This window comes from Geodermatophilus sp. SYSU D01180 (assembly GCF_054050415.1).
In genome coordinates, this window is sequence record NZ_JBJGZH010000010.1 from 1 (window position 1) to 24,629 (window position 24,629).

Consider the following 24,629-nt stretch of genomic DNA (forward strand, 5'->3'; position numbering starts at 1 on the left):
CCCGCTCGTCGACGTCCCGGACGTCGACGAGCGACACCTCGTCCCAGCGGCCGAAGAAGTCCCGGTAGTAGTCGAAGCTCGCCCGCGACCGCAGGCTCGGCCCGGTCATCGCGTACGCGCTCTCCGGGTCGCCGGGCAGGTACTCGTAGTACTGCTCGAGGGTCTGCCGCGCCTCGGCCGCCGCGTCCGACGCGGGCTCGGCCTCGTCCGCCGGTGTCGTCTCCTCCGCCGGCTCCGGGGTGGGCTCCTCCGTGGGCTCCCCGGCGGGTCCGGTCCCCGTCGCCGGTGCGGGGGCCGGCTCGGTGCCCGGCGCCGTCGGGTCCGCCGTGCTCTGCGGTGCGGGGTCGGCCGACGGGCTGCCGGCGTCGCCGCGCACGGCCAGCCAGGTGCCCAGCGACGCGGCGAGCACGACGAGCAGGACCAGCGCGGCCACCAGCAGCGGACGGCGGCGCCGGCGCCGGGCCCCGACGGTCGGTCCGGTCCGGTCCGGCCCGGGACGGGCGGCGGGCCCCGGCTCCGGGCGGGCGGCGGGCACCGGTCCGGGGGTCGGCGGGCCGGTGGGGGCGGCCGCGGGCTGGACGGCGGTCGGCGGGTCCGCGCGGGCCGCCGGGTCGGTCGGGGGCACCGGCGCCGCCACCGCGGCCGTCCGGTCCGGGTCGCGGGAGGACCGCAGGTCGGTGCGGGCCAGGAGCACCGTCGTCGTGTCGCCGTCGCGGCCGGCGGCCAGCTTGGCGAGCGCGTCGCGGACCTCGGTCATCTCCGGCCGGTCGGCGGGGTCGCGGGCGAGCATCCGCAGCAGCGGCCGCTCCAGCGACCCGGCGCGGGCGGGCGGGCGGATCTGCCCGCCGGCGACCCGGTGCAGCAGGCGCAGCGCGTTGTCGTCCATGCCGAACGGGGGCTGCCCCTCCACGCAGGTGTAGAGGGTGGCGCCCAGGGAGAAGACGTCGCTGGCCGGTGTCATCCCGGCGCCCTGGGCGACCTCCGGGGCGAGGAAGGCCGGCGTGCCGGTGATCTGGCCGGTCTGGGTGAGGGTGACGTCGCCGCTGGCGTGCGAGATGCCGAAGTCGGTGATCTTGACCAGGCCCTCGACCCGGTCGCCGCGGCCGATGAGGACGTTGGCCGGCTTGACGTCGCGGTGCACGATCCCGGCCGCGTGGACGGCGGCCAGCGCGTCGGCCAGCTGGGCGCCGACCTGTGCCACCTGGTCGGTGCGCAGCGGCCCGTCCTCGGCCAGCACCACGGCCAGGCTGCGGGAGGGCAGGTACTCCATGACCAGCCACGGGATGCCCCGCTCCAGCGCCACGTCGTAGACCGAGATGGCGTGCGGGTGGGTGAGCCGCGCGGCGATCCGGCCCTCGCGCAGCGCCCGCTGGAGGTGATGGTCGGTCGTCTCCGGGTCGGCGCCGGCCGGCAGGAGCACCTGCTTGACCGCCACCCGGCGGTCGAGGAGCTCGTCGCGCCCCAGCCACACCGCACCCATGCCGCCACCGCCGATCCGCTCCAGGAGGCGGTAGCGGCCGGCCACCAGGCGGCCGGGGACGGTGGAGGTCACGGGCGGCTCCTACCCCGCAGGAGGGCGCCCGGCACGGGCCGGCTCAGACCGTGCTGGGGACGCCGTAGCGGCGCGCGTACTCCTCCTGCGCCCCCTCGGGCAGGACGTCGTAGAGCTCGCCCAGCTGCTCGACCGCGTCGGGCGCCAGGTCGTCGAACAGCCGCACCCACGTCGGCGGCTCGTCGTAGCCGCGGGTCAGCAGCAGCTCCCACGCCTGGGCCTGGCGGTCGCGCTTGCTGCGCTCGGCGGCGAACTCCGACAGGTAGCGGTCCTTGGCGGCCGCCTTCTCCTCCGCGGTCGCCGAGGGCGGCAGCCCCGCCGGGTCGGCCCCGTGCAGGACGGCGACGATGGCCTCCACGACCTCCGGTCGGACCTGATCCGGCTCGCTCATCCGTCCTGCCTCCTCGGTTCCCCCGTGCGGCCCCGTGTGGTGCCCGTGCGGTGTGCGACCGGTCCAGCCTGCCCCGTGCCGCTCCCGCCGACCACCCGGGGCGGCGCGCCCGTGCCGGGGCGGCGGCTGACCCGCGGCCCGGCGCCCGGTACGATCGGCGCACTGGAGGATTCGCCTAGTGGCCTATGGCGCTCGCTTGGAAAGCGGGTTGGGGGCAACCCCTCGGGAGTTCGAATCTCCCATCCTCCGCACCGACACGACGGGCCCCCGGCTGACCGCCGGGGGCCCGTCGTGGTTCACACCCCGGCCACCGGCTCCGGCGCCCGGCGCAGCTGGCCGAGGTAGAGCCCGGCGACGGCGGCGAGCAGCAGCAGGCCGCCCGCCACGGCGGCCGGGGCCAGCCGCTCCCCGAGGAACGCGGTGGCCAGGACGGTCGCGGTGAGCGGCTCGAGCAGCGTGACGATCGAGGCCACCGCGCCGGGCACCGTCCGCACGCCGGTGAAGAACAGGCCGTAGGCCAGCGCGCTCGGCACCAGGCCCAGGTAGAGCAGCACGGCCAGCGCCGCGCCGTCGGTGGGCACCGACAGTCCCTCGGCCAGGGCCACCGGGGTCAGCAGCAGCGCGCCCCCGGCGAAGCCGGCCAGGGTGACCGGGACGCCGGCCGGCACGCCGCTCCCGGCCAGCGTGACGACGGCGTAGCCGAGCGCCGAGCCGCTGGCCATCAGGGCGCCGAGCAGCACCGTCGTCCCGGTGTCCGCGCCGGCGGAGACACCGACCAGCAGGGTGAGCCCGACCAGGGCGACCGTCAGCGCGACGACCGTCGCCCGGTCCGGCCGGCCGTGGCCGAGCAGCGTGCCGCCGACGGCGATGAGCAGCGGCGCGAGCCCGAGGGCGACGAGCGTGGCGATGCTCACCCCCGCGCGCTCGACCGCGCTGAAGTAGGCGAGCTGGTAGGCGCCCAGCCCGGCGCCGACGAGGGCGAGCCGGACGGCGACCGGCCGGGTCACGGGGACGGCGGCGGTGCGGCGGCGCGACGTCGCGAGCCGGGCGACCGCGAGGGCGGCGGCGCCGATCGCGAGGCGGTACCAGGCGATGTCGAGCGCGGACAGGTCGCTGCGGTCGGCGATCAGCCGGGCGGACAGGCCGGAGGTGCCCCAGCACAGCGAGGCGAGGACGACGAGGAGGAACCCGCGGCTCGCCGCGGGGGAGGAGAGGGCGGGGGAGGACAGGGTGGACACGACGCTCCTGGGCGCTGGTTCCGGACGGGGGACCGGGTCCGGAGCACGGCGCAGCGGCGGGCGGCGGGGGTGCCGGCCGCGCGGGTCGGCCCGCGGTGCTCCGGGTCAGGAGCGGGGCGGGGGCAGGACGAGGGCGCGCCGGGGGGCCATGGGCCGTGAGGCTAGCGGGCGGCGTCCTCTACAGTGGAGCGCAGACCCCTCGTGTGGCGTCACCCCGTGAACCTCCCCAGGGCCGGAAGGCAGCAAGGATAAGCGGGCTCTGGCGGGTGCGCGGGGGGTCCCTTCTCTTTCCGGGCACGATTTCCCGCCCTCCCGGCGCGGCTCCTCGACGTCCGCGGCGCGGTGCGGCTCCATGACGCGGCTCACAGCCGGCTCCCAGGTCGGTGCGCCAGCATCCTTGAACCGTCAAGGAGAGGAGCTCGTCATGGCCCGTCGCCGTCGCGCGTGGTGGATCGTCGGGGGACTGGTCGCGGTCCTCGCCCTCGGCCTGGGCGTCGGCCCGCTGGTCTACGCCGCGCTCGAGGAGGACGCCGCCGCGGCCCCGACCGTGCAGGCGCAGCCCTCCGACGTCGAGCTCGCCGCCGACACCGACGGGACCTGGACGGTCGCCCCGGGCTCCTCGGCCGGCTACCGGGTCGACGAGGTGCTCAACGGGGCCGACGTGACCGTCGCCGGCACCACCGACCGCGTCACCGGCTCGGTGGTGGTGCAGGGCGGGGACATCGCCTCCGCCGAGGTCACCGTCGACGTCGCGAGCGTCGCCACCGACTCCGGCCAGCGCGACGGCTACTTCCGCAGCAACGTCATGGACGTCGGCACGTACCCGACGGCGACCTTCACCGTCCGCGGGCCCGTGGACCTGCCCGAGCTCGGCGGCACCCCGGTGACGGTGCCGGTGACCGGCGACCTGACGCTGCGCGGCGCGACCCGCCCGGTGCAGGCCGAGCTGTCCGTCGTCCGCACCGCCGACGGGGTCGAGGTCTCCGGCGCCGTCCCGGTCGTGTTCGCCGACTTCGGCATCTCGGCGCCGAACCTGGGCTTCGTCCGCGTCGAGGACCGCGGCCGGGTCGAGTTCCTGCTCAAGCTGACGCTCTGAGCCCCGGGCGCTCCCGCGCCCGGCGGCGCCGGGGCGCCGCGAAACGAGATCGTCACGCGCCGGGGTCTTGTGCGGGAACGGGATCCGCACAAGATGGACCCCGTGTCCAAAGCCGAACTGGACGCTGCGTCCACTTCCGCGGCCGGATCGGCCAAGGCCCTGGTCAAGGGCCTGTGGCTGGTCGAGCACGTGGCCGACAGCGACCGCCCGCTGCGCCTGGTCGACCTGGTGGAGGCCAGCGGCCTGCCGCGCCCCACGGCGCTGCGGCTGCTCGACGTCCTCTGCCGGGCCGAGGTGCTCCGCGTGGACGGCCAGGGCGCGTACACGCTGGGCCCGCGCGTCGCCGCCTGGGGCCAGTCCTTCCTCGACCGGCTGGACCTGCGCTCGCAGGCGGCCGAGCTCATGGAGGAGCTGGTCGAGCTCAGCGGCGAGACCTGCTTCCTCGGCGTCCTGGACGGCCGGCAGGTGCTCTACGTCGCCGCGGTGAACAGCCCCAAGCCGGTCCGCCCGGCGGCCCGCCCCGGCTCCCGCAACCCCCTGCACTGCACCGGCATCGGCAAGGTGCTGCTGGCCGGGCGGGACGACGACCAGGTGCTCGCGCTGCTGACCGACCCGCTGGAGCGGCGCACCGAGAACACCCTCACCGACGCGGCCGCGGTGCTCGGGCACGTCCGCGGCGTCCGCGAGCGCGGCTACGCCACCGACGAGATCGAGAACGAGGAGGGCGTGCGCTGCGTCGCCGCCCCCGTCCGCGACCACACCGGCGCCGTCGTGGCGGGCCTGTCGGTGTCCGCGCCCGCCTACCGCTTCACCAGCGACGACGTGCAGCGCCTGGCGCCCGACGTGCTCCGGGTGACCAGGGAGCTGTCCCGCCGGCTGGGCGCCCCGCTGGACGGGGACGGCCCGGCCGGCGTCCTGACCAGCGGCCCGGAGACCCCGGGCGCCGAGAGGAGGACCCCGTGAGCGAGGACGAGAGCTGGCGCGGCAAGGTCGGCAAGCTCGACGAGGACGCGGTCGCCGCGTTCCTGGCCGAGCCGCGGATCGCCCGCCTGGCCTGCCTGGACGACCAGGGCTGGCCGTACGTGGTGCCGTGCTGGCAGGAGTGGGACGGCGAGGCGTTCTGGGTGGTGCCCCGCGAGAAGGCGGCGTGGGGCCGCTACCTCGAGGCCGAGCCGCGCTGCGCGATCACCGTCGACGAGGAGGGCGCCCAGCGGAAGGTCGTGGCCCAGTGCCGCGCCGAGCTGGTCGAGCGGCCCAACGTGGGCGGGCGGTGGGTGCCCGTCGCCGAGCGCATGTCCACCCGCTACCTGGGCGAGAACGGCCCGAAGTACCTCGAGCCGACGCTGGACAAGCCGCGCTGGCTCTACCGGCTCGTCCCGGTCACGTTCCAGACGTGGCAGGGGCAGGACTGGGCGCGGCGGTACAAGTGACCGAGGCGGCGGACGGACCGGCCGGCGACGTCCTCGACGTCGTCGAGCTCGCGCGGACGCTGGTGCGGACGCCGAGCCCGAACCCCCCGGGGGACGAGCGCGCCGTCGCCGGCGTCGTGCGGGACGCGCTGCCGGTCCTCGGCCTCCCCGCCGCCGAGGTGCTGACGCTGGACCCGGCGCGCCCCAACCTGCTGGTGACGCTGGACCTCGGGCCCGGCGGCAGCCACCTCGTGCTGTCCGGCCACCTGGACACCAAGCCGGTCGGGGACGCCACCTGGACCGTCGACCCGCTCGGCGCCGACGTCGACGGCGACCGGCTGTACGGGCTGGGCTCGGCCGACATGAAGGGCGCGATCGCGGCCATGCTGGTGGCCGCGTCCCGGCTGGCCCGCGACCCCGGCGGGCGGGGCCGGCTGAGCCTGCTCCTCACCGCCGACGAGGAGGACGGCGCCACCTACGGCGCCCACCACGTCGCCTCCACCCGCCCGCTCGACGCCGACGCCGTGGTGATCGGCGAGCCCGGCGGTATCGAGGACGACTTCGACCGGGTGCACCTGGTCAGCCGCGGGATCGCCCGGCTGCGGCTGGTCGCCCGCGGCCGGCAGGGCCACTCGAGCCTGTCCGGCGTGCCGGGCACCCGCAACGCCGGGGTCGACGCCGCCCGCCTGGTCACCGCCGTCGCCGATGACCTCGCCCTCGCCGTGCCGGCCAACGACGACGCGCTCGAGGGCTGGGCGGCCACCGTCAACACCGGCATGACCTTCCGCGGCGGCGTCGGCTACGGCGTGCTGCCCGGCCGGGTCGCCGTCGACACCGAGGTGCGGCTCCTGCCGGGGATGGACCGGGGCGCGGTGACCGACGCGTTCACCGGGCTGGCCGCCCGGGTGGCCGGCGACACCGGCGCGGACCTCGCGGTGGAGTACGACGCCGCCCCCAACGACTGGCTGCCGCCGGCGGCCGTGCCCGCGGGGCACGCGGTCGCCCGGGCCGCGCAGGAGGCCTGCGCGGCCGTGCTGGGCGGCGCGCCGCCGCTGTCGGTCTTCCCCGGCACCACCGACGCGACCTGGTTCGCCGCCGCCCAGGGGATCGCCACCCTGCCGGCGCTCGGGCCGGGCCTGCTGCGCCGGGCGCACGGGGCCGACGAGTGGGTCTCGGTCGCCGCCGTCCGGCGGGCCGTCGACCTGTACGAGCACCTGGCCCGGGCCTTCACGGCGCAGGACCGGGAGGGGGCGTCGTGACCGCCGGCGCGCCGCCGCAGGGCGCCGCGGCGGGGACGGCGGCGGCCGGCCCCGGCGCCGGCGGGGACCTGCTGCGCCGGGCCCTGTCGCTGGTGGCCCCGCTGGCCGGCCTCGCGGTCGTCCTGCTGCTGGCGGCGATCACGACGCCGGGCTTCTACAGCGGCGGGGTCCTGCGGCTGGTGCTGTTCCAGGTCGGCCTGATCGGCGTGACGGCGATCGGCCAGACCCTGGTGCTGCTGGTCGGGGGCATCGACCTGTCGATCGGCGCCGTCGTCGGGCTGACCACGGTGATCCTCGCCGAGTACACGCAGGGCGACGACGACCGGCTGCTCGGCGCCGTCCTGCTCGCCCTCGGCGCCGGCGCGGTGGTCGGGCTGCTCAACGGGCTGCTCGTCGTGCGGCGGCTGGTGCCGGCGTTCGTCGCCACCTTCGCCACCTTCGTGCTGGTCCAGGGCGTCATCACCGCCTGGACCCGGGGCGCGCCCTCCGGCGACATCCCCGGCGGGCTCGGCGGGCTGGGGACCGGCCGGTGGCTCGGGGTCCCCGTCCCCACCTGGGTCTTCCTCGCCGTCGCGGTGGTCGCGGGCGTCGTGCTGTCCCGCACCGGCCTCGGGCGGCGGCTCTACGCCACCGGGGCCAACGCCCGGGCGACGGCGCTGTCCGGGGTGCGCACCGGGTGGATCGTCGTCGGCTGCTTCGTCGCCGCGGCCCTGCTCGCGGTCCTCGCCGGGCTGATCAACGCCGGCTACATCGGCTACGTGGACGCGCGCCTGTCCCGCAGCCTCGACCTGAACTCCGTCGCCGCCGCGGTGATCGGTGGCATCGCCCTCACCGGCGGGCGCGGCCGGATCGGCCAGACGGTCGCCGGTGTCGTCCTCCTGGCCGTGCTGCTCGCCTGGCTGCGGCAGCTCGGCGCCGGGGCGGGGGCGCAGCTGGTGGTGAGCGGCGCGGTGATCCTGCTCGCCGTCTGGCTCCAGAGCAGCGGGTGGACCGTCCGGTCCCCCCGTCGGAACAAGCAGAGGGATGGAGTGCGATGAGGACACACGTCAGCACCTCGCGCCGCGGGGGCCGGCTGCGCCTGCCCCTGGCTCTCGGCATGGCGGCCGCGCTCGTGGCGGCCTGCGGCACGGAGCAGGAGGGCACGTCCGCCGGCGGGGGTGGCGGGGAGGAGTGCGCCAACTCGGAGGAGGCGCAGGCGACCTACCGGGAGGCGTGGACCACGGCGTCCGAGCAGCTCGGCCTCGAGGAGCTCGAGCCCGTCGAGGAGGAGATCTGCGAGGTCGACACCGCCGAGTGGGCCGCCGAGCCGAAGAGCGGCGACACCTACCGGATCGCCTTCGCCGCGCAGGGCCCGACCAACTCCTGGGGCCTGACCAACGAGGAGGCCTTCCGCGCCCACGCCGAGGAGCTCGGCGTGGAGGTCCTCTACGCCTCGGCCAACGGCGACGCCACCGCCCAGGTCGACAACATCCAGCAGCTGGCCTCGCAGGACCCGGACGCGATGGTCGTCGTCCCCATGGGCGACGGCATCACCGGCCAGGTCCAGGCGGCCGCGGCCCAGGGCATCCCGGTCGTCCTCTGCGCCGGCCGGCTCGGCGCGGACAGCGGCGCGGTGTCCACCGTGACCCGCCAGTACGAGCTGCTCGGCACCATGTACGCCGAGTGGCTGGTGCAGCAGCTGGGCGGCGAGGGCCAGGTGGCCGTCCTCAGCGGGCTGGCCGGCGTCCCGACCGCCGAGTACCAGAAGGCCGCGGCGCTCGAGGTGTTCTCGCAGTACCCGGGCATCGAGGTCGTCACCGAGCAGTACACCGAGTGGTCGCCGACGGTGGCCAAGACGGTGGCCGCCAACCTGGTGACGCAGTACCCGGAGCTGGACGGCATCTGGTCGGACTCCGGCTACGGCGACCTGGGCGTCGTGCAGGCCTACCAGGAGGCCGGGCGCCCCGTGCCGCCGATGACCGGTGACGCGATCAACGCGTTCCTCAAGGCGGTCCAGGGCACCGACGTGAGGTTCGCGCTGTCGTCCTTCCCGCCCGAGCAGAGCACCGAGTGCCTGGACACGGCGATGTCGGTGCTCGAGGGCGAGCCGGTCCTCGACAAGGTCTACATCGACAGCCCGAGCTTCACGCACGAGCAGATCGACGAGTACGTGCGGCCCGAGTGCAGCGACAACCTGTTCGTCCCCTCCGGTCTGCCGGACGAGCAGCTGCGCGAACTGGGGCTGTGCTGAGGCGATGGCGTCCTCCACGACGGCCGTCCTGCAGGCCCGGGGACTGAGCAAGTCCTTCCCCGGCGTGCGGGCGCTCGACCGGGCCGACCTCTCGTGTCGGCCCGGTCGGGTCCACGCCCTCGTCGGTGAGAACGGGGCCGGCAAGTCCACGCTCGTCCGGATCCTCACCGGCAACCAGGTCCCCGACGAGGGCGAGCTGCTGCTCGACGGCGAGCCGGTCCGGTTCACCGACCCCCGGCAGGCGATGGCGGCCGGGATCAGCGCCGTCTACCAGGAGCTGACCGTGCTCCCGGCCATGAGCGTCGCCGACAACGTGATGCTCGGCCAGGAGCGGACCGCGCGGGGCCTGCTCGACCGGCCGGCCCAGGACCGCGAGGTCCGGGCCGCGCTGGCCCGCGTCGGCCTGGGCGACCTCGACCCCCGCACCCGCGCCGAGGACCTCTCGCTGGCCAACCAGCAGATGGTCGAGATCGCCCGCGCGCTGGTGCGCAAGAGCCGGGTGATCGTGCTGGACGAGCCGTCCGCGGTGCTCTCCGGCGACAAGCTGGAGGCGCTGTTCGGCGTCGTCCGCGGGCTGGCCGCCGACGGCGTGGCGGTGGTGTACATCAGCCACCTCCTCGAGGAGGTCACCGACCTCGCCGACGACGTGACCGTGCTGCGCGACGGGCGGGTCGTCTCGACCGGCCCGGCGCCGGACTACGACGTGCCGCGGATCATCCGCGAGATGGTCGGCCGCGACGTCGACGCCGTCTTCCCCCCGCTGCCCGAGCCGGCCGCGGAGACGGTGCTCCGGGTGCGCGGCCTGGTCCCGGTCAGCACCCACCGGACGCCCGCGCCGCTGGACCTCGACGTGCGCGCCGGCGAGGTCGTCGGCGTCGCCGGCATGGTCGGCTCCGGCCGCAGCCGGCTGCTGCGGACCATCGCGGGGGAGCACCGCCGGGCCGCGGGCACGGTCGAGGTGGGCGGGCGCCCGGTGCCCACCGGCACCCGCCGCGCCATCGCCGCCGGCGTCGCCCTGGTCCCGGAGGAGCGCAAGACCGACGGGCTGGTCCTGCCGCTGCCGGTGCGCGCCAACACCACGCTGGCCGCGCTGGGCCAGGTCCTGCGCGGCGGGTTCCTCTCCGCCCGCCGGGAGCGGGCGGTGTTCCAGGAGGAGCAGGCCCGCCTGGGCATCCGCGCGTCCGGGCCGGAGCAGGGCACCTGGCAGCTCTCCGGCGGCAACCAGCAGAAGATCGTGCTGGCCAAGTGGCTGCGGCGGGGCCCGCGGGTGCTGCTGCTCGACGAGCCCACCCGCGGCGTCGACGTCGGCGCCAAGGCCGAGATCTACCGGCTGATCGCCGGCCTCGCGGCCGAGGGGATGGCGGTGGTGGTGGTCTCCAGCGACCTGCCCGAGGTCCTCGGGCTGTCCCACCGCGTCCTGGTCTGCCGCGCGGGGGGCGTCGTCGGCGAGCTGGCCGGCGAGGACGTCACCGAGGAGAACGTCATGCACCTCGCCCTGGACACCGCGGGGGTGACGCGGTGAGCGCCGCGGCCGGGATCGCCCCCGCCCGCACCCGCGGGTCCCTGCTCGCGAGCCTCACCCGCACCGGGGCGGCGGTCTGGATCGTCGTCCTGGTCGCGGTGCTGGCCCTCACCGTGGCCGACGCCGGCGGCTTCTGGGCTCCGGCCAACATCGCCAACGTCCTCACGGCCACCGTGGTCCTGGGGCTGGCGGCGCTCGGCCAGCACCTCGTCGTGCTCAGCGGCGGGATCGACCTGGCGGTCGGCTCGCTCGCCACCCTGACGGCCCTGCTGACGGCGATCCTGATCAACGGCTACCCCATCCGCACGGCGCCCGTCGTCGTCGGGATGCTCCTGCTCGGCGCGCTGGTCGGCCTGCTGCACGGCGTGCTCGTCGCCCGGGTGGGGCTGCCGCCGTTCATCATCACCCTGGCCACGCTCTACCTCATCCAGGGCGCGGCCTTCACGATCAGCACGACGCCCACCGGGCGGGTCACCACCGCGCTGTCGACGATCGCGCTGCAGCGGGTCGGCCCGGTGCCCTACTCCTTCGGCGTGCTGCTGCTGGCCCTCGCCGTCGTCGCGTTCGTCCTGCACCGGACGGCGTTCGGGCGGCAGCTGTTCGCCGTCGGCGGCGACCAGGCGGCGGCCCGGTCCAACGGCGTCCCGGTGGCGCGGGTCCTGGTCACCGCCTACGTCCTGGCCGGCGTCCTGGCCGCCCTGGCCGGCGTGCTGCTGGCCGCGCGGGCCACCGTCGGGTCGCCCACCGCCGGGCAGGGCCTGGAGCTGTCGGCCATCACCGTCGTCGTCCTCGGCGGCACGTCCCTGCTGGGCGGCCGCGGCAGCCTGGTGGGCACGATGGGCGGCGTGGTGCTGCTGTCGCTGGTCAGCAGCTCGGTCACCCTGCTCCAACTGCCGGCGACGCTCACCGACCTCATCCGCGGCGTCGTGATCCTCGCGGCGGCGGCGGTGTTCGTCACCCGGACCCGGAGGTGAGCGGCGGCGTGGACGGCGTGGTCGACGGGCACGCGCACGTCTTCCGGTCCGCCGCCGCCTCCCCGCGCGGCGTCGACGAGCTCGCCCCGGCGGACCGGGAGGCGCCCGCCGAGGACCTGCTCGCCCGGATGGACGCCGCGGGCGTGGGCGCCGCGGTGCTCGTCGCCCTGGACGCCCACGACGACGACGTCGCCGACGCCCTCGACCGGTTCCCCGCCCGCTTCGCCGGCGTCGCCGTCGCCACCGGGGCCGAGCTGGGGACCGCCGGCGCCGACCCGGTCGCGGCGCTGCGCCGGCGGCGCGAGCGCTGGGACCTCGGCGCCCTGCGCACCGGCTGGCTCGGCGACCCGTCCCGGCCCGTCGCGGAGTCCCCGGCCCTGCCGGTGCTCCGGCTGATGGCCGAGGAGGGGCTGCCGCTGTGGAGCTACCTGCCGCCGCCGCAGCTGCCGCTGCTCGAGGAGCTCGTGCGGCTGCTGCCCGACCTCGTCGTCGTGCTCAACCACCTGGGCTTCTGCCCCCACGACATGTGGGTGGACGAGCACCGCCGGCCCCGGTTCGACGACCCGCTGCCCGAGCCCCTGGTCCAGCGGCTGCTGCGGCTGGCCGACGCGCCGCGGGTGCACGTGCTCGTCTCGGGCCAGTACGCGCTCTCCGCCGAGGAGCCGCCGTACGCCGACCTGTTCCCGGTCACGCGCCGGCTGGCCGCGGCCTACGGCGCCGACCGCCTGCTGTGGGGCTCGGACCACCCGTGGCCCAGCGACGTCCCGGGGTACGACACCGTCTGCGGCCTGGTGGCGGCCGCGCTGCCGGACCTGACCGAGCGGGAGGCGGCCCGCGTGACGGGCGGCACCGCCCGCGCGCTCTTCCCCCGCCTGGCCGCCCCCGCGGCCTGACCCGACCCGACGAGGAGACGACCGACCCATGCCCAGCCTGGCCGCCGGAGCGGAGACCATGCCGCGCTCCGGCATCCGACAGGTGATGGACCTCGCGTGGAGCCTGCCCGGCCCGGTGATCGGCCTGCACGTGGGGGAGCCGAGCTTCCCCTCGCCGGCGCACGTCGTCGAGGCCGCGCGGGCGGCCTACGCCGCCGGGGAGACCCACTACGTCCCGAACGCCGGGATCGACCCGCTGCGGCGGGCGATCGCGGAGAAGGTCAGCACGGTCAACGGCTTCCCGACGACGCCCGCGCAGGTGGTCGTCTCCGCGGGCGGGGCGCAGGCGCTGCACAACGCGCTGTCCCTGACGATCGGCGCCGGCGACGAGGTGCTCATCCCCGACCCGGGCTGGCCGAACTACGCCATGGCGGTGCAGCTGCTGCAGGCGGTCCCGGTGCGCTACCCCCTGCGGCCGGAGAACGGTTTCCGCCCCGACCCCGGTGAGCTGGCCGGTCTGGTCACCGACCGCACCCGGCTGATCGTGGTCAACACCCCGTCCAACCCGCTCGGCACGGTGCTGCCGGCCGCCGACGTCGAGGCGCTGGTCCGCTTCGCCGACGACCACGACCTCTGGCTGCTCTCCGACGAGTGCTACGACGCGCTGACCTTCGACCGGCCGCACGTCAGCCCCGGCCGGTTCGACCGGGACGGCCGTGTGCTCAGCGCCTTCAGCTTCTCCAAGACCTACGCGATGACCGGGCTGCGCGTCGGCTACCTGGTCAGCCCCGGGGAGGACGTCGCCCGGCAGGCGGCCAAGCTGCAGGAGCCGCTGCTGGCCTGCGTCAACGCCCCCGCCCAGGCCGCGGCGCTGGCCGCGCTGCAGGGGCCGCAGGACGACGTCGTCGTGATGCGCGAGACCTACCGGCAGCGGCGCGACCTCGCCGTCGACGCGCTCGGCGCCTGCGGGATGGGGTACCTGCGCCCCGAGGGGGCCTTCTACCTCTGGGTCGACGTCCGGGACCGCAGCGGCGGGGACGTGGGGGCGTGGTCCCTGGAGCTGCTGCGGCGGGACTCCGTCGCCGTCGCGCCCGGCACCACGTTCGGGCCGCTCGGGGAGGGGTGGGTGCGGTTGTCGCTGGCCACCGACACCGACGACCTGCTCGAGGGCATCCGGCGGATGGGCGCCGCGCGGTGACCGGCGCCCGCCTGCAGCCCGGGCCGGTGCTCGCCGGGAGCGGCCTGGTCGCCATCCTGCGCGGCCGCTCCGGGGAGCGGCTGGCCGCCGCCTGCGAGGTGCTCCTCGACGCCGGCGTCCGCTGCCTCGAGGTCACGATGAACACCCCCGGCGCCCTGGACGTCGTCGGCCGGCTGGCCGCGGGGGCCGGCGCGGGGACCGAGATCGGCGTCGGCACGGTGCGCCGGCCCGAGGAGGTCGACCGGGCCGCCGACGCCGGCGCCGTCTTCGTCGTCGCCCCGAACACCGACGAGGCGGTCGGGCGGCGCGCGGCCGAGCGGGGGCTGGCCTGGTACCCCGGCGCGCTCACGCCCACGGAGATCGCCCGCGCCTGGCACCTCGGGGCGACCGCGGTGAAGGTCTTCCCGGCGGGGTCGGCCGGCGGCCCGCGGTACCTGCGCGAGGTGCGCGGCCCCCTCGACGACGTCCCGCTGGTGCCCACCGGCGGCGTCGGCGTCGAGGACGTGCCCGGCTACCTGCAGGCCGGCGCGCTCGCCGTCGGGATGGGCGGCCCGCTGCTGGGCCGGGCGCTCGAGGACGACGCGGAGCTGGCCGGGCTGGCCGGCCGGGCCCGCGCCGCGCTCGACGCGGTGGCCCGCGGGCGGTCCGGCGCGTGACCGCGGCGGGGGACCCGGCCGTGGTCCGCGGCGTCGTCACGCTGGGGGAGACCATGGCGCTGCTGTGGCCCCCGGAGGTCGGCCTGCTGCGGCACGCGCCCGCGCTGCGGCTCGGCGTCGCCGGCGCCGAGTCCAACCTGGCCGTGGGCGCGGTGCGGCTGGGCGTGCCGGCCACCTGGATCGGCCGGGTCGGGGACGACGAGTTCGGCCGGATGGTCACGATGACGCTGCGCGGGCAGGGCGTCACCGCGACCGCCGTCGTCGACCCCGGCGCCCCGACCGGGCTGATGGTCAAGGAGCGGCGGACCGCGCGGGCCACCCGCGTCCTCTACTACCGCTCCGGCAGCGCCGGCTCCCGGCTGTCCCCGGACGACGTCGACCCCGCGGTCGTCGCCGCGGCCGGCGTCCTGCACGTCACCGGGATCACGCCGGCCCTCAGCGCCTCCGCGCGGCAGGCGGTCCTCGCGGCCGTGGAGGAGGCCCGGTCGGCGGGCGTGCCGGTGTCGGTGGACCTCAACTACCGCAGCGCGCTGTGGTCCGCGGCCGAGGCGGGGCCCGTGCTGCACGAGCTGGTGCGCGCCGCCGACGTCGTCCTGGCGACCGAGGAGGAGGCCCGCCTGCTCGTCGAGGGCCCGGACGACCGGACGCTGCTCGCCGGGCTCGGGGCGCTGGGACCCCGCCAGGTGCTGCTGAAGAAGGGCGCGGCGGGCTCGCTGTCGATCATCGACGGGGTCCTCCGCCGCGTCCCGGCCCACCGGGTCGACGTCGTGGACCCGGTGGGGGCCGGGGACGCGTTCGGCGCGGGCTACCTCGGCGGCCTGTGCCTGGGGCTGCCGGCGGAGGAGCGGCTGGCGCTGGCGACCTCGGCGGGGGCGTTCGCGGTGACCGTGCCCGGCGACTGGGAGGGGCTGCCCTCGCGCGCCGACCTGGCGCTCCTGGACGCCGACCCGGGCACCGTCGTGCGCTGAGCGCGGCCGCGGGGCACCGGCGGGCCCGAGGTCCACCGGGCTGTCCGCGGTGCCGCGTAACCTCGCCGCGTGGCTCTGGCGCTCTACCGGAAGTACCGCCCGGCGACCTTCGCCGAGGTGGTCGGCCAGGAGCACGTGACCACCCCGCTGGTCAACGCCGTGGACGGCGGCCGGGTCAACCACGCCTACCTGTTCAGCGGCCCGCGCGGCTGCGGCAAGACGTCGTCGGCGCGGATCCTCGCCCGCTCGCTCAACTGCGAGCAGGGGCCGACGTCGACCCCGTGCGGGAAGTGCGGCTCCTGCGTCGCGCTGGCCCCCGACGGCCCGGGCTCGCTCGACGTCATCGAGATCGACGCGGCCAGCCACGGCGGTGTCGACGACGCCCGCGACCTGCGGGAACGCGCCTTCTTCGCGCCGGTGAACAGCCGCTACAAGGTCTACATCGTCGACGAGGCGCACATGGTCACCACGCAGGGCTTCAACGCCCTGCTCAAGGTGGTCGAGGAGCCGCCGGAGTTCCTGGTCTTCGTCTTCGCGACGACCGAGCCGGACAAGGTGCTGCCGACGATCCGCTCGCGCACCCACCACTACCCGTTCCGGCTGGTGCCCCCGACGACGCTGCGCGGCCTGCTGGAGAAGACGTGCACCGCCGAGGGCGTGCAGGTCGAGCCCACGGTGTTCCCGCTGGTCGTGCGGGCCGGCGGCGGCTCGGTGCGCGACTCGCTGTCGATCCTCGACCAGCTGCTGGCCGGCGCCGGGCCGGAGGGCGTCACCTACGCCAGCGCCGTCGGGCTGCTCGGCGTCACCGACGACGCGCTGCTCGACGAGGCCATCGACGCGCTGGCCGCGCAGGACGCGCCCGGCGTCTTCCGGGCCGTCGACCGCGTGGTCGAGGCCGGGCACGACCCGCGCCGCTTCGCCACCGACCTGCTCGACCGGCTGCGCGACCTCATCGTCCTCGACGCCGTGCCCGACGCCGGCGCCAACGGCCTGCTCGACTGCCCGCCGGACCGGCTGGACCTGATGGTGCAGCAGGCCAAGGCGCTCGGGTCGGCCACGCTGTCCCGGCTCGCCGACACCGTGCACGCCGGGCTGACCGAGATGCGCGGCACCACCGCGCCGCGGCTGCTGCTGGAGCTGGTCTGCGCGCGGATGCTGCTGCCGGCCACCGACGACACCGCCGCGGGTGCCCTGCAGCGGCTCGAGCGCCTCGAGCGGCGGCTGGCGATCGGCGGCGTGCCGGAGGCCGGGGCCATGGCCGGTGCTGCGGCCGCGGCGCCCGCCCGCGAGGCCGCGGCGCCCGCCCGCGAGGCCGCGGCGCCCGCCCGCGAGGCCGCGCGGCCCGCGCTGGTCCGCGAGGAGCCGGCGCCGGCCGAGCGCGGCGGCCCGCCGCGGCGCGAGTACGTCCGCCCCTCCCAGCGCACCGCGCAGCCCCCGGCCGCGCCCGAGCCGCCCGCGGCCCCGCCCGCCCCGGCGGCCGCGGGCCCGCTGCCGAGCCCGGCGCCCGCCGCGGCGTCCCCCGCACCCGCCGACGACTGGCCCGAGACCCGGGCGCCCGGCGCCGGTGCCCCCGGCCCCGCCCCGGCCGCCGCGTCCCCGGCCGCGTCCTCCCCGGCAGCCGCGGCCGACGACTGGCCCGAGACCACGCCGCCCGGATCGGCGGCGTCCCGCCCGGCGCCCGCCCCGGCCGGTCCCCGGTCCGGCGTGCGGGTGGCCACCGGCGAGCCCGACATCCCGCTGCCGCCCGAGCCGACCGACGACGAGGACTGGCCGCACCCGGCCCAGCCGGCCGCCGCGCGCGCCGCGGCGGCCCGGGTGGCCGAGCCGCGCCCCCCGGCGGCGCCGCCGCGGGCCGCCGCCGAGTCCGCCCCCGCCCCGCGCGGCGGGGAGCCGACGCCGGTGGTGTCCGCGAACCCGCCCGCCGACCAGGCCGCGGCCGGGGACGCCGGCGAGGGCGGGCTGGGCACCGGCGACGTCCGCCGGGTGTGGCCCGAGCTGCTCGCCGTCGTCAAGCGGCACAAGCGCACCACCGAGGCGCTGCTCAAGAACGCGCAGGTGCACGAGCTGCGCAACGGCGTGCTCACGCTGTCGACGTCGTCGCCCGCGCTGGCCCGCCGGATCGGCGACGACCTCAACAAGGACGTGCTGCGCGAGGCGCTCAACGAGCTGCTCGGCGTGCGCTGGAAGGTGGAGGCGGTCGTCGAGGGCGCCACCCGCGGCTCCGGCCCGGCCGGCCCGTCCCCGGAGGCCGCGCGCGAGGCGGCCCGGGCGGCGGAGGCGGCCGAGGCGCGCGAGCTCATGGCGCAGCGGGCGGCCGAGGGCGACGACCCCGCCGCCGACCGCGGGTCCTCCGTCGACCCGGAGCAGGCGGCGCTCGCGCTGCTGCGCGCCCAGCTGGGCGCCCAGCCGCTGGAGGGCTGACCGCGCCGGTCCCGGCCGCCGTCCCCCCGGATGTCGGACCGGCGGCCTACCCTCGGGTCATGTTCCCCGGTGGTGGCCAGCCCGACCTGTCCGCGATCCTGCAGCAGGCCCAGCAGATGCAGCAGGCGCTGGCCGCCGCGCAGGAGCAGCTGGCGAACGAGGAGGTCACCGGCTCGGCCGGCGGCGGCCTGGTCACGGCCACGATGAGCGGCGACGGCGAGCTGCGGTCGGTCACCATCGCGCCGTCGGCCGTCGACCCCGACGACGTGGAGACCCTGCAGGACCTCGTCGTCGCCGCCGTCCGCGACGCCTCGCGCCTGGCGAGCGAGCTGACCGCCGACCGCATGGGCCCCCTGGCCGGCGGTCTCGGCGGCGGCTTCCCCGGGCTGCCCGGCGCCTGACCGGCCCGTCCGCACCACTCTTCCCGAGGAGCACCGTGTACGAGGGGGCCGTCCAGGACCTCATCGACGAGCTCGGCCGCCTGCCCGGCGTCGGGCCCAAGAGCGCGCAGCGCATCGCCTTCCACCTGCTGGCCGCCGAGTCTGCCGACGTCGGCCGGCTGGTCGCCGCGCTGCAGCGCGTGCAGGCCGAGGTCCGCTTCTGCGTGACCTGCTACAACGTCGCCGAGGGCGAGCAGTGCCGGATCTGCAAGGACCCGCGCCGCTCCGACGACGTCATCTGCGTCGTCGAGGAGCCCAAGGACGTCGTCGCCATCGAGCGCACGCGTGAGTTCCGCGGCCGCTACCACGTCCTCGGCGGCGCGATCAGCCCGATCGAGGGCGTCGGCCCCGACGACCTGCGGGTCAAGGAGCTGATGACGCGGCTCATGGACGGCACCGTCACCGAGCTGATCATCGCCACCGACCCCAACCTCGAGGGCGAGGCCACCGCCGCGTACCTGGCCCGGCTGGTCGGCCCGCTGGGCCTCACCGTCTCGCGCCTGGCCAGCGGGCTCCCGGTCGGCGGCGACCTCGAGTACGCCGACGAGATCACCCTGGGCCGCGCGTTCGAGGGTCGCCGCCGCATCGACGCCTAGCAGGTGGCCACCCGGTGGACACCGGGTGGCCGGGCGGGCCGTCACGGTCGGGTAACGCCCGCCGCCGAGGTCTCTGAGCGCTGAGAGACGTGTGCTACCCATGGACAGCCACAGGCCACGGCGGCCGCACGTCGGCGCCCCCGTGGCGCCGCGCGGCCGCGCTCGAGAACGAGGTAGCGGATGACTCCCGTAGGGACCCCCGGCCGTCGCGCGCGCGCGGCCACCGCCGGCATCGCCGTCACGGCGCTCGCCCTCACCGCCTGCGGCGGCGGCGACGACGGCGGCTCCGGCGGCGGCTCGGGTGACGGCGGCGACGCGCTGATCATCGGCACCACCGACGTCATCACGACGATCGACCCGGCCGGTTCCTACGACAACGGCTCGTTCGCCGTCATGAACCAGGTCTACCCGTTCCTCCTGAACACCCCGTACGGCAGCCCGGAGGTCGAGCCGGACATCGCCGAGTCGGCCGAGTTCACCGCGCCCAACCAGTACACGGTGACGCTCAAGGACGGCCTGACCTTCGCCAACGGCCACGAGCTGACCAGCTCGGACGTCAAGTTCTCGTTCGACCGCATGGTCGCCATCAACGACCCGAACGGCCCGGCGTCGCTGCTGTACAACCTGGCCAGCGTCGACACCCCGGACGACACCACCGTCGTCTTCAACCTGACCTCGCCGGACGACCAGGTCTTCCCGCAGATCCTGTCGAGCCCGGCCGGCCCGATCGTCGACGAGGAGGTCTTCGCCGCCGACGCGCTGACCCCCGACGCCGAGATCGTCGACGGCAACGCCTTCGCCGGCCCGTACACGATCACCAGCTACGAGCAGAACGACCTCATCTCCTACGAGGCCAACCCCGACTACCAGGGCCTGCTCGGCGCACCGAAGACCAGCGCGATCAACGTCCGGTACTACGCCGAGGCGTCGAACCTCAAGCTCGACGTCGAGGAGGGCGCGGTCGACGTCGCCTTCCGCAGCCTGTCGGCGACCGACATCGACGACCTGCGCGGCAACGACGAGGTCGAGGTCGTCGACGGCCCCGGCGGCGAGATCCGCTACATCACCTTCAACTTCAACACCCAGCCCTACGGCGCGACGACGCCCGAGGCCGACCCGGCCAAGGCGCTCGCCGTCCGCCAGGCGGTGGCCCACCTGCTCGACCGGCAGGAGATCGCCGACCAGGTGTACCGCGGCACCTACACCCCGCTGTACTCCTTCGTCCCCGAGGGCCTGACCGGCGCCATCACGCCGCTGCAGGACCTCTACGGCGACGGCCAGGGCGGCCCCGACGCCGACAAGGCGGCCCAGACCCTGCAGGCCGCCGGCGTGCAGACCCCGGTCCAGCTCTCGCTGCAGTACTCCAACGACCACTACGGCCCGAGCTCCGGTGACGAGTACGCGCTCATCAAGGACCAGCTCGAGTCGACCGGCCTGTTCCAGGTGGACCTGCAGACCACCGAGTGGACGCAGTACTCCGAGCAGCGCACCGCCGACGCCTACCCGGCCTACCAGCTCGGGTGGTTCCCGGACTACTCCGACGCCGACAACTACCTGACGCCGTTCTTCCTCACGGAGAACTTCCTCAGCAACCACTACGCCAACCAGCAGGTCAACGACCTGATCCTGCAGCAGGCCAGCACCGCCGACCCGGCGCAGCGGCAGGCGCTGATCGAGCAGATCCAGCAGCTGGTCGCCGCCGACCTGTCGACGGTGCCCTACCTGCAGGGCGCGCAGGTCGCCGTCGTGCGGACCGGTGTGGAGGGCGCCCAGGACACCCTGGACGCGTCCTTCAAGTTCCGCTACGGCGCGCTGTCCCGCGGCTGACGCAGGCAGGCGGACGACCCCGGCCCCGGGTGGCCTCCCGAACGGAGGCCGCCCGGGGCCGACCCGTGTGAGGCGGACCATGTGACCGCGACCCGGCACCGGTCCTCACCGGACCCGAACGAGCAGGAGACATGACCACCACGACCGAGCTCACCGGCACCGGCCCCGAGGCCGACGCCGCCCCCGCCGGCGGTCGCCGGCGCCGCGGCGGTGGCGGGCTGGGCAGCTACCTGCTGATCCGGTTCCTGCTGATCATCCCGACCGTCTTCGTCCTCGTGACGACGGTCTTCTTCCTCATGCGGTCCACCGGCGACCCGATCACCGCCGCGCTCGGCGGCCGGCTGCCCGCCGACGAGCTGGCCCAGCGCGTGCGCGAGGCCGGCTACGACCGCCCCCTGCTGGTGCAGTACGGGGAGTTCCTCGGGAACCTGGTCCGGCTGGACTTCGGCACGACCCTCTCCGACCGGCGCCCGGTCCTCGAGGTGCTCACCGAGTTCGGCACCGCGACGCTCGAGCTGGCCTTGTACGCGCTGCTCGTGGCGTTCGTCGTCGGCGTCCCGCTGGGCCGCTTCGCCGCCTACGCCCGCGACCGCTGGCCCGACGCCGTCCTGCGCGTGTTCGCGATCTTCTGCTACGCCACCCCCGTCTTCTTCGCCGGCATGGTGCTCAAGCTGGTCTTCGCCAGCGGCCTGGGCTGGCTCCCGGTCGCCGGCCGGGCCTCCACCCGCAGCGAGATCCTCATCCAGACCGGCGTCGACGACCCGACCGGCATCTACCTGGTCGACGCGATCCGCACCGGCAACGGCGAGGTCGTCCGCGACGTGCTCGAGCACGCCGTCCTGCCCGCGGTCGCGCTCGGCCTGCTCACCGCCGGCGTCTTCCTCCGGCTGGTCCGCACCAACGTGATCGGCACGCTGGGCATGGGCTACGTCGAGGCCGCCCGCTCGCGCGGCGTCAGCGAGCGCCGGCTGCTGCGCAAGCACGCCTACCGGCCCGCGCTCATCCCGATCGTCACCGTCATGGGCCTGCAGATCGCGCTGCTGCTCGGCGGCGCGGTCCTCACCGAGACGACCTTCGAGTGGAAGGGCCTGGGCTTCCAGCTGGTGCAGTACCTGCAGGCCCGCGACTTCGTCGCCGTCCAGGGCATGGTCGTGCTGCTGGCCGTCATCGTCGCCGTGACCAACTTCGTCGTCGACGTGATCGCGGCGCTGATCGACCCGCGAGTGAGGTACTGATGGCCACCACCGTGACCCCGCGGCGCAGGCGCGGGCTGCCGCTGGTCCGCCAGCTGCGCCAGAGCGTCGGGCTGCAGCGCGGCATGCTCGTCGCGGGCCTCGTGCTGACCGGGCTCTTCCTGCTCACCGCGCTGCTCGCCGACGTCCTCTCCCCGTACGGCTTCGCCCAGCTGCGCGACGAGTCCGGCTCGTTCGGCGCCCAGCAGCCGCCGTCCGGCGACCACCTGCTCGGCACCACCGTCGGCGGCTACGACGTCCTGTCGCGGGTCATCCACGGCACCCGGACGGCGCTGCTCGTCGTGGTCGTCGCCGTGGTGCTGTCGATCTTCGTCGGCGTGCTGCTCGGGCTGGTGTCGGGCTACTTCGGCGGCTGGGTGGACCGGGTTCTCGTCGTCGTCTGCGACGCCGTCTACGCCTTCCCGTCGCTGCTGCTCGCCATCGTCGTCGCGATCGTGATCAGCGGCGGGCAGTCGAGCCTGTGGGGCGGCATCCTGGCCGCGGCGTTGTCGATCACCGTCATCTTCATCCCGCAGTACTTCCGCGTGGTGCGGGCAGAGGTGGTGCGGATCAAGGCCGAGGCGTTCGTCGAGTCGGCGAAGGTGATCGGCGCCGGCCACTGGCGGATCATGACCCGGCACGTGCTGCGCAACGCCACCCGCACGCTGCCGCTGATCCTCACGCTCAACGCCTCCGAGGCGATCCTCACCCTCGCCGGCCTGGGCTTCCTCGGGTTCGGCATCGAGCAGACCGCCGCCGCGGAGTGGGGCTTCGACCTCAACCGCGCGCTGTCCGACGTCACCAGCGGCATCTGGTGGACGTCGGTGTTCCCCGGCCTGGCCATCGTCCTGGTGGTCCTGGGCCTCACCCTCGTCGGCGAGAGCCTCAACGACCTGGCCGACCCGCGGCTGCGCAGCCGCCGGGCCGCCGAGTCGGGGGAGACCGGCGAGGTGTCCGTGGTGCCGGGCGGCGTGCTCGGCGCGGGTCCGGCCGGCCTGGCCGGCATCGAGGAGGTCCGGTGAGCACCACCCTGCCCGTCGGCGGCGAGCCCGTCGTCGACATCCAGGACCTGTCGGTCTCCTTCGCCACCGACGCCGGCACCGTCGCCGCGGTGCAGGACGTGAGCCTGTCGGTGGCCGCCGGCGAGGTGCTGGCGATCGTGGGGGAGAGCGGCAGCGGCAAGACCGTGACCGCGCGCAGCATCCTCGGGCTGCTGCCGGAGACCGCGACCACCCGCGGCGCGGTGCTGCTCACCCGCAAGGACGGCAGCGACGCGCACGACGTCGTCACGCTGTCCCGGTCCGGGCTCGGCGAGGTGCGCGGCCGGGACGCGGCGATGGTCTTCCAGGAGCCCTCGACTGCGCTCAACCCCGTCTACCCGGTCGGCTGGCAGATCGCCGAGGGGCTGCGGGCGCACGGCCGGCTGTCCCGCAAGGAGGCCCGCGCCAAGGCGGTCGACGTGCTCCGGCGGGTCGGCATCCCCGACCCGGAGACGCGGGTGGACCACTACCCGCACCAGTTCTCCGGCGGGCAGAAGCAGCGCATCGTCATCGCGCAGGCGCTGGTCCTCGACCCGGGCGTGATCATCGCCGACGAGCCGACGACGGCCCTCGACGTCACCGTGCAGGCCGAGATCCTCGACCTGCTGCGCCGCTGCCGCGACGAGTTCGGCGCCGCGATCGTGCTGATCACCCACAACATGGGCGTGGTCGCCGACCTCGCCGACCGGGTGGCGGTCATGTACCAGGGCCGGGTGGTGGAGCAGGCCGACGTCCGGACGCTGTTCTCCGCCCCGCGCGAGGAGTACACCCGCCAGCTGCTCGGCTCGGTGCCGCGCCTCGGCCAGGGCCGCGCGCGGACGGCGGAGCGCGCTGCCGCGCGCCCGGCCGGCTGGGACACCGCCGCGCCGGTGGTGCAGGCGCGCGACCTGCGCATCGTCTACCCCGGCCGGCTGCGCCGGCCGGACTTCACCGCCGTCGACGGTGTCTCCTTCGCCATCCGCCCGGGCGAGGTGCTCGGCCTGGTGGGGGAGAGCGGCAGCGGCAAGACGACGATCGGGCGGGCCATCGCCGGCCTGACGAAGGTGACCGGCGGGTCCCTGTCGGTGCTCGGCACCGAGATGAACGGCGTCAAGGAGAAGCGCTTCCGGCCGGTCCGCGAGCGCATCGGGTTCGTCTTCCAGGACCCGGCCTCCAGCTTCAACCCGCTGCTGACCGTGGCGGACGCCGTCGCCGAGCCGCTGGTCGTGCACGGCCGCGCGGGCGACGCGCACGAGGCCCGCGGCCGGGTCGACGAGCTGCTCGAGGCGGTGCAGCTGTCGCGGGCGTTCGGCGACCGCTACCCGCACGAGCTGTCGGGCGGGCAGCGCCAGCGGGCCAGCCTCGCCCGGTCCCTGGCGCTGGACCCCGAGCTGCTCATCGCCGACGAGCCGACCTCGGCGCTCGACGTCTCGGTGCAGGCCCGCGTGCTGGAGCTGTTCGCCGAGCTGCAGCGCGAGCTGGGCTTCGCGGCGCTGTTCATCAGCCACGACCTCGCCGTCGTCGACCTGCTGGCCGACCGGATCGCCGTGCTGTACCGCGGCCGGCTGGTCGAGGAGGGCACCGGGGAGCAGGTGCTCGGCGCGCCGCGGCACCCGTACACCCAGCGGCTGCTGGCGTCGCTGCCCGTCCCCGACCCGGCCGAGCAGGCCGCCCGCCGGGCCACCTGGCAGGAGCTCGCCGAGGCCTAGGAGGCGGTCCCCCGTCCCGG

At 76.0% G+C, this 24,629-nt stretch carries 22 protein-coding genes, 1 tRNA gene and 1 other RNA gene; 21 read left to right on the forward strand and 3 right to left on the reverse strand.

All coding sequences use genetic code 11. From position 1 onward, the window contains the following. Positions 1-1,552: protein kinase domain-containing protein (locus tag ACI8AA_RS11150; RefSeq protein ID WP_457044486.1), on the reverse strand; the 1,552-nt coding region annotated here is incomplete at its 3' end. A gap of 43 nt (positions 1,553-1,595) precedes the next feature. Then, the gene (locus ACI8AA_RS11155) at positions 1,596-1,943 is read right to left on the reverse strand and encodes a hypothetical protein (protein WP_456928340.1); all 348 of its coding nucleotides are present in this window, start codon (positions 1,941-1,943) and stop codon (positions 1,596-1,598) included. Positions 1,944-2,107: 164 nt separating this feature from the next. Between ACI8AA_RS11155 and ACI8AA_RS11160 the strand changes: the two genes are divergently transcribed. Beyond that, a tRNA-Ser gene (locus ACI8AA_RS11160) sits at positions 2,108-2,192 on the forward strand. 47 nt (positions 2,193-2,239) lie between these two features. On the opposite strand, the gene ACI8AA_RS11165 is transcribed toward ACI8AA_RS11160, so the two are convergent. After that, complete coding sequence (locus tag ACI8AA_RS11165; protein ID WP_457044487.1) at positions 2,240-3,181, reverse strand: DMT family transporter; 942 nt, start codon at positions 3,179-3,181, stop codon at positions 2,240-2,242. Between the two features lie 190 nt (positions 3,182-3,371). Here ACI8AA_RS11165 and ffs point away from each other — a divergent pair. The 20 genes from ffs to ACI8AA_RS11265 all read left to right on the forward strand — a co-directional run bounded on the left by ffs (position 3,372) and on the right by ACI8AA_RS11265 (position 24,609). After that, positions 3,372-3,467: signal recognition particle sRNA small type (ffs, locus tag ACI8AA_RS11170), an RNA gene on the forward strand. Between the two features lie 138 nt (positions 3,468-3,605). After that, complete coding sequence (locus tag ACI8AA_RS11175) at positions 3,606-4,277, forward strand: YceI family protein (RefSeq protein WP_457044488.1); 672 nt, start codon at positions 3,606-3,608, stop codon at positions 4,275-4,277. 102 nt (positions 4,278-4,379) lie between these two features. After that, positions 4,380-5,240 carry an IclR family transcriptional regulator gene (locus ACI8AA_RS11180; RefSeq protein WP_457044489.1) on the forward strand — a complete coding sequence of 287 codons (861 nt, stop codon included), beginning with the start codon at positions 4,380-4,382 and terminating at the stop codon, positions 5,238-5,240. Then, positions 5,237-5,707, forward strand: coding sequence for a pyridoxamine 5'-phosphate oxidase family protein (locus ACI8AA_RS11185; protein WP_457044490.1), 471 nt, complete (start codon positions 5,237-5,239; stop codon positions 5,705-5,707). Before ACI8AA_RS11180 ends, ACI8AA_RS11185 begins: the two co-directional genes overlap by 4 nt. Further along, the gene (locus tag ACI8AA_RS11190; RefSeq protein WP_457044491.1) at positions 5,671-6,945 is read left to right on the forward strand and encodes a M20 family metallopeptidase; all 1,275 of its coding nucleotides are present in this window, start codon (positions 5,671-5,673) and stop codon (positions 6,943-6,945) included. The genes ACI8AA_RS11185 and ACI8AA_RS11190 overlap by 37 nt, the downstream gene beginning before the upstream one ends. After that, a complete protein-coding gene (locus ACI8AA_RS11195; protein ID WP_457044492.1) occupies positions 6,942-7,982 on the forward strand; it encodes an ABC transporter permease in 1,041 nt (346 codons plus the stop codon). The genes ACI8AA_RS11190 and ACI8AA_RS11195 overlap by 4 nt, the downstream gene beginning before the upstream one ends. Beyond that, on the forward strand, positions 7,979-9,175 hold the full coding sequence (locus tag ACI8AA_RS11200) for a substrate-binding domain-containing protein (protein ID WP_457044493.1): 1,197 nt from the start codon (positions 7,979-7,981) through the stop codon (positions 9,173-9,175). Before ACI8AA_RS11195 ends, ACI8AA_RS11200 begins: the two co-directional genes overlap by 4 nt. Before the next feature lie 4 nt (positions 9,176-9,179). Continuing rightward, positions 9,180-10,697, forward strand: a complete 1,518-nt coding sequence (locus ACI8AA_RS11205; RefSeq protein ID WP_457044494.1) for a sugar ABC transporter ATP-binding protein — start codon at positions 9,180-9,182, stop codon at positions 10,695-10,697. After that, entirely contained in the window at positions 10,694-11,671 is a 978-nt protein-coding gene (locus ACI8AA_RS11210; protein ID WP_457044495.1) for an ABC transporter permease, read from the forward strand. Before ACI8AA_RS11205 ends, ACI8AA_RS11210 begins: the two co-directional genes overlap by 4 nt. Continuing rightward, positions 11,668-12,564 carry an amidohydrolase family protein gene (locus ACI8AA_RS11215; protein ID WP_457044496.1) on the forward strand — a complete coding sequence of 299 codons (897 nt, stop codon included), beginning with the start codon at positions 11,668-11,670 and terminating at the stop codon, positions 12,562-12,564. Before ACI8AA_RS11210 ends, ACI8AA_RS11215 begins: the two co-directional genes overlap by 4 nt. Positions 12,565-12,592: 28 nt before the next feature. Further along, positions 12,593-13,741 carry a pyridoxal phosphate-dependent aminotransferase gene (locus tag ACI8AA_RS11220; protein WP_457044497.1) on the forward strand — a complete coding sequence of 383 codons (1,149 nt, stop codon included), beginning with the start codon at positions 12,593-12,595 and terminating at the stop codon, positions 13,739-13,741. Further along, the gene (locus ACI8AA_RS11225; RefSeq protein WP_457044498.1) at positions 13,738-14,397 is read left to right on the forward strand and encodes a bifunctional 4-hydroxy-2-oxoglutarate aldolase/2-dehydro-3-deoxy-phosphogluconate aldolase; all 660 of its coding nucleotides are present in this window, start codon (positions 13,738-13,740) and stop codon (positions 14,395-14,397) included. The genes ACI8AA_RS11220 and ACI8AA_RS11225 overlap by 4 nt, the downstream gene beginning before the upstream one ends. After that, positions 14,394-15,365 carry a sugar kinase gene (locus tag ACI8AA_RS11230; RefSeq protein WP_457044499.1) on the forward strand — a complete coding sequence of 324 codons (972 nt, stop codon included), beginning with the start codon at positions 14,394-14,396 and terminating at the stop codon, positions 15,363-15,365. Before ACI8AA_RS11225 ends, ACI8AA_RS11230 begins: the two co-directional genes overlap by 4 nt. 69 nt (positions 15,366-15,434) lie before the next feature. Then, a complete protein-coding gene (locus ACI8AA_RS11235; protein ID WP_457044500.1) occupies positions 15,435-17,786 on the forward strand; it encodes a DNA polymerase III subunit gamma and tau in 2,352 nt (783 codons plus the stop codon). Between the two features lie 59 nt (positions 17,787-17,845). Continuing rightward, positions 17,846-18,187: a YbaB/EbfC family nucleoid-associated protein gene (locus tag ACI8AA_RS11240; RefSeq protein WP_456928344.1), complete on the forward strand. Its 342-nt coding sequence runs from the start codon at positions 17,846-17,848 to the stop codon at positions 18,185-18,187. A gap of 35 nt (positions 18,188-18,222) precedes the next feature. Beyond that, positions 18,223-18,822, forward strand: coding sequence for a recombination mediator RecR (gene recR / locus ACI8AA_RS11245; protein ID WP_387987503.1), 600 nt, complete (start codon positions 18,223-18,225; stop codon positions 18,820-18,822). A 180-nt stretch (positions 18,823-19,002) separates the two neighbouring features. Further along, entirely contained in the window at positions 19,003-20,649 is a 1,647-nt protein-coding gene (locus ACI8AA_RS11250) for an ABC transporter substrate-binding protein (protein WP_457044501.1), read from the forward strand. A gap of 131 nt (positions 20,650-20,780) precedes the next feature. Then, positions 20,781-21,884, forward strand: coding sequence for an ABC transporter permease (locus ACI8AA_RS11255; RefSeq protein WP_457044502.1), 1,104 nt, complete (start codon positions 20,781-20,783; stop codon positions 21,882-21,884). After that, complete coding sequence (locus ACI8AA_RS11260) at positions 21,884-22,903, forward strand: ABC transporter permease (RefSeq protein WP_457044503.1); 1,020 nt, start codon at positions 21,884-21,886, stop codon at positions 22,901-22,903. Before ACI8AA_RS11255 ends, ACI8AA_RS11260 begins: the two co-directional genes overlap by 1 nt. Then, positions 22,900-24,609, forward strand: a complete 1,710-nt coding sequence (locus ACI8AA_RS11265; protein ID WP_457044504.1) for an ABC transporter ATP-binding protein — start codon at positions 22,900-22,902, stop codon at positions 24,607-24,609. The genes ACI8AA_RS11260 and ACI8AA_RS11265 overlap by 4 nt, the downstream gene beginning before the upstream one ends. Positions 24,610-24,629: the final 20 nt, after the last annotated feature.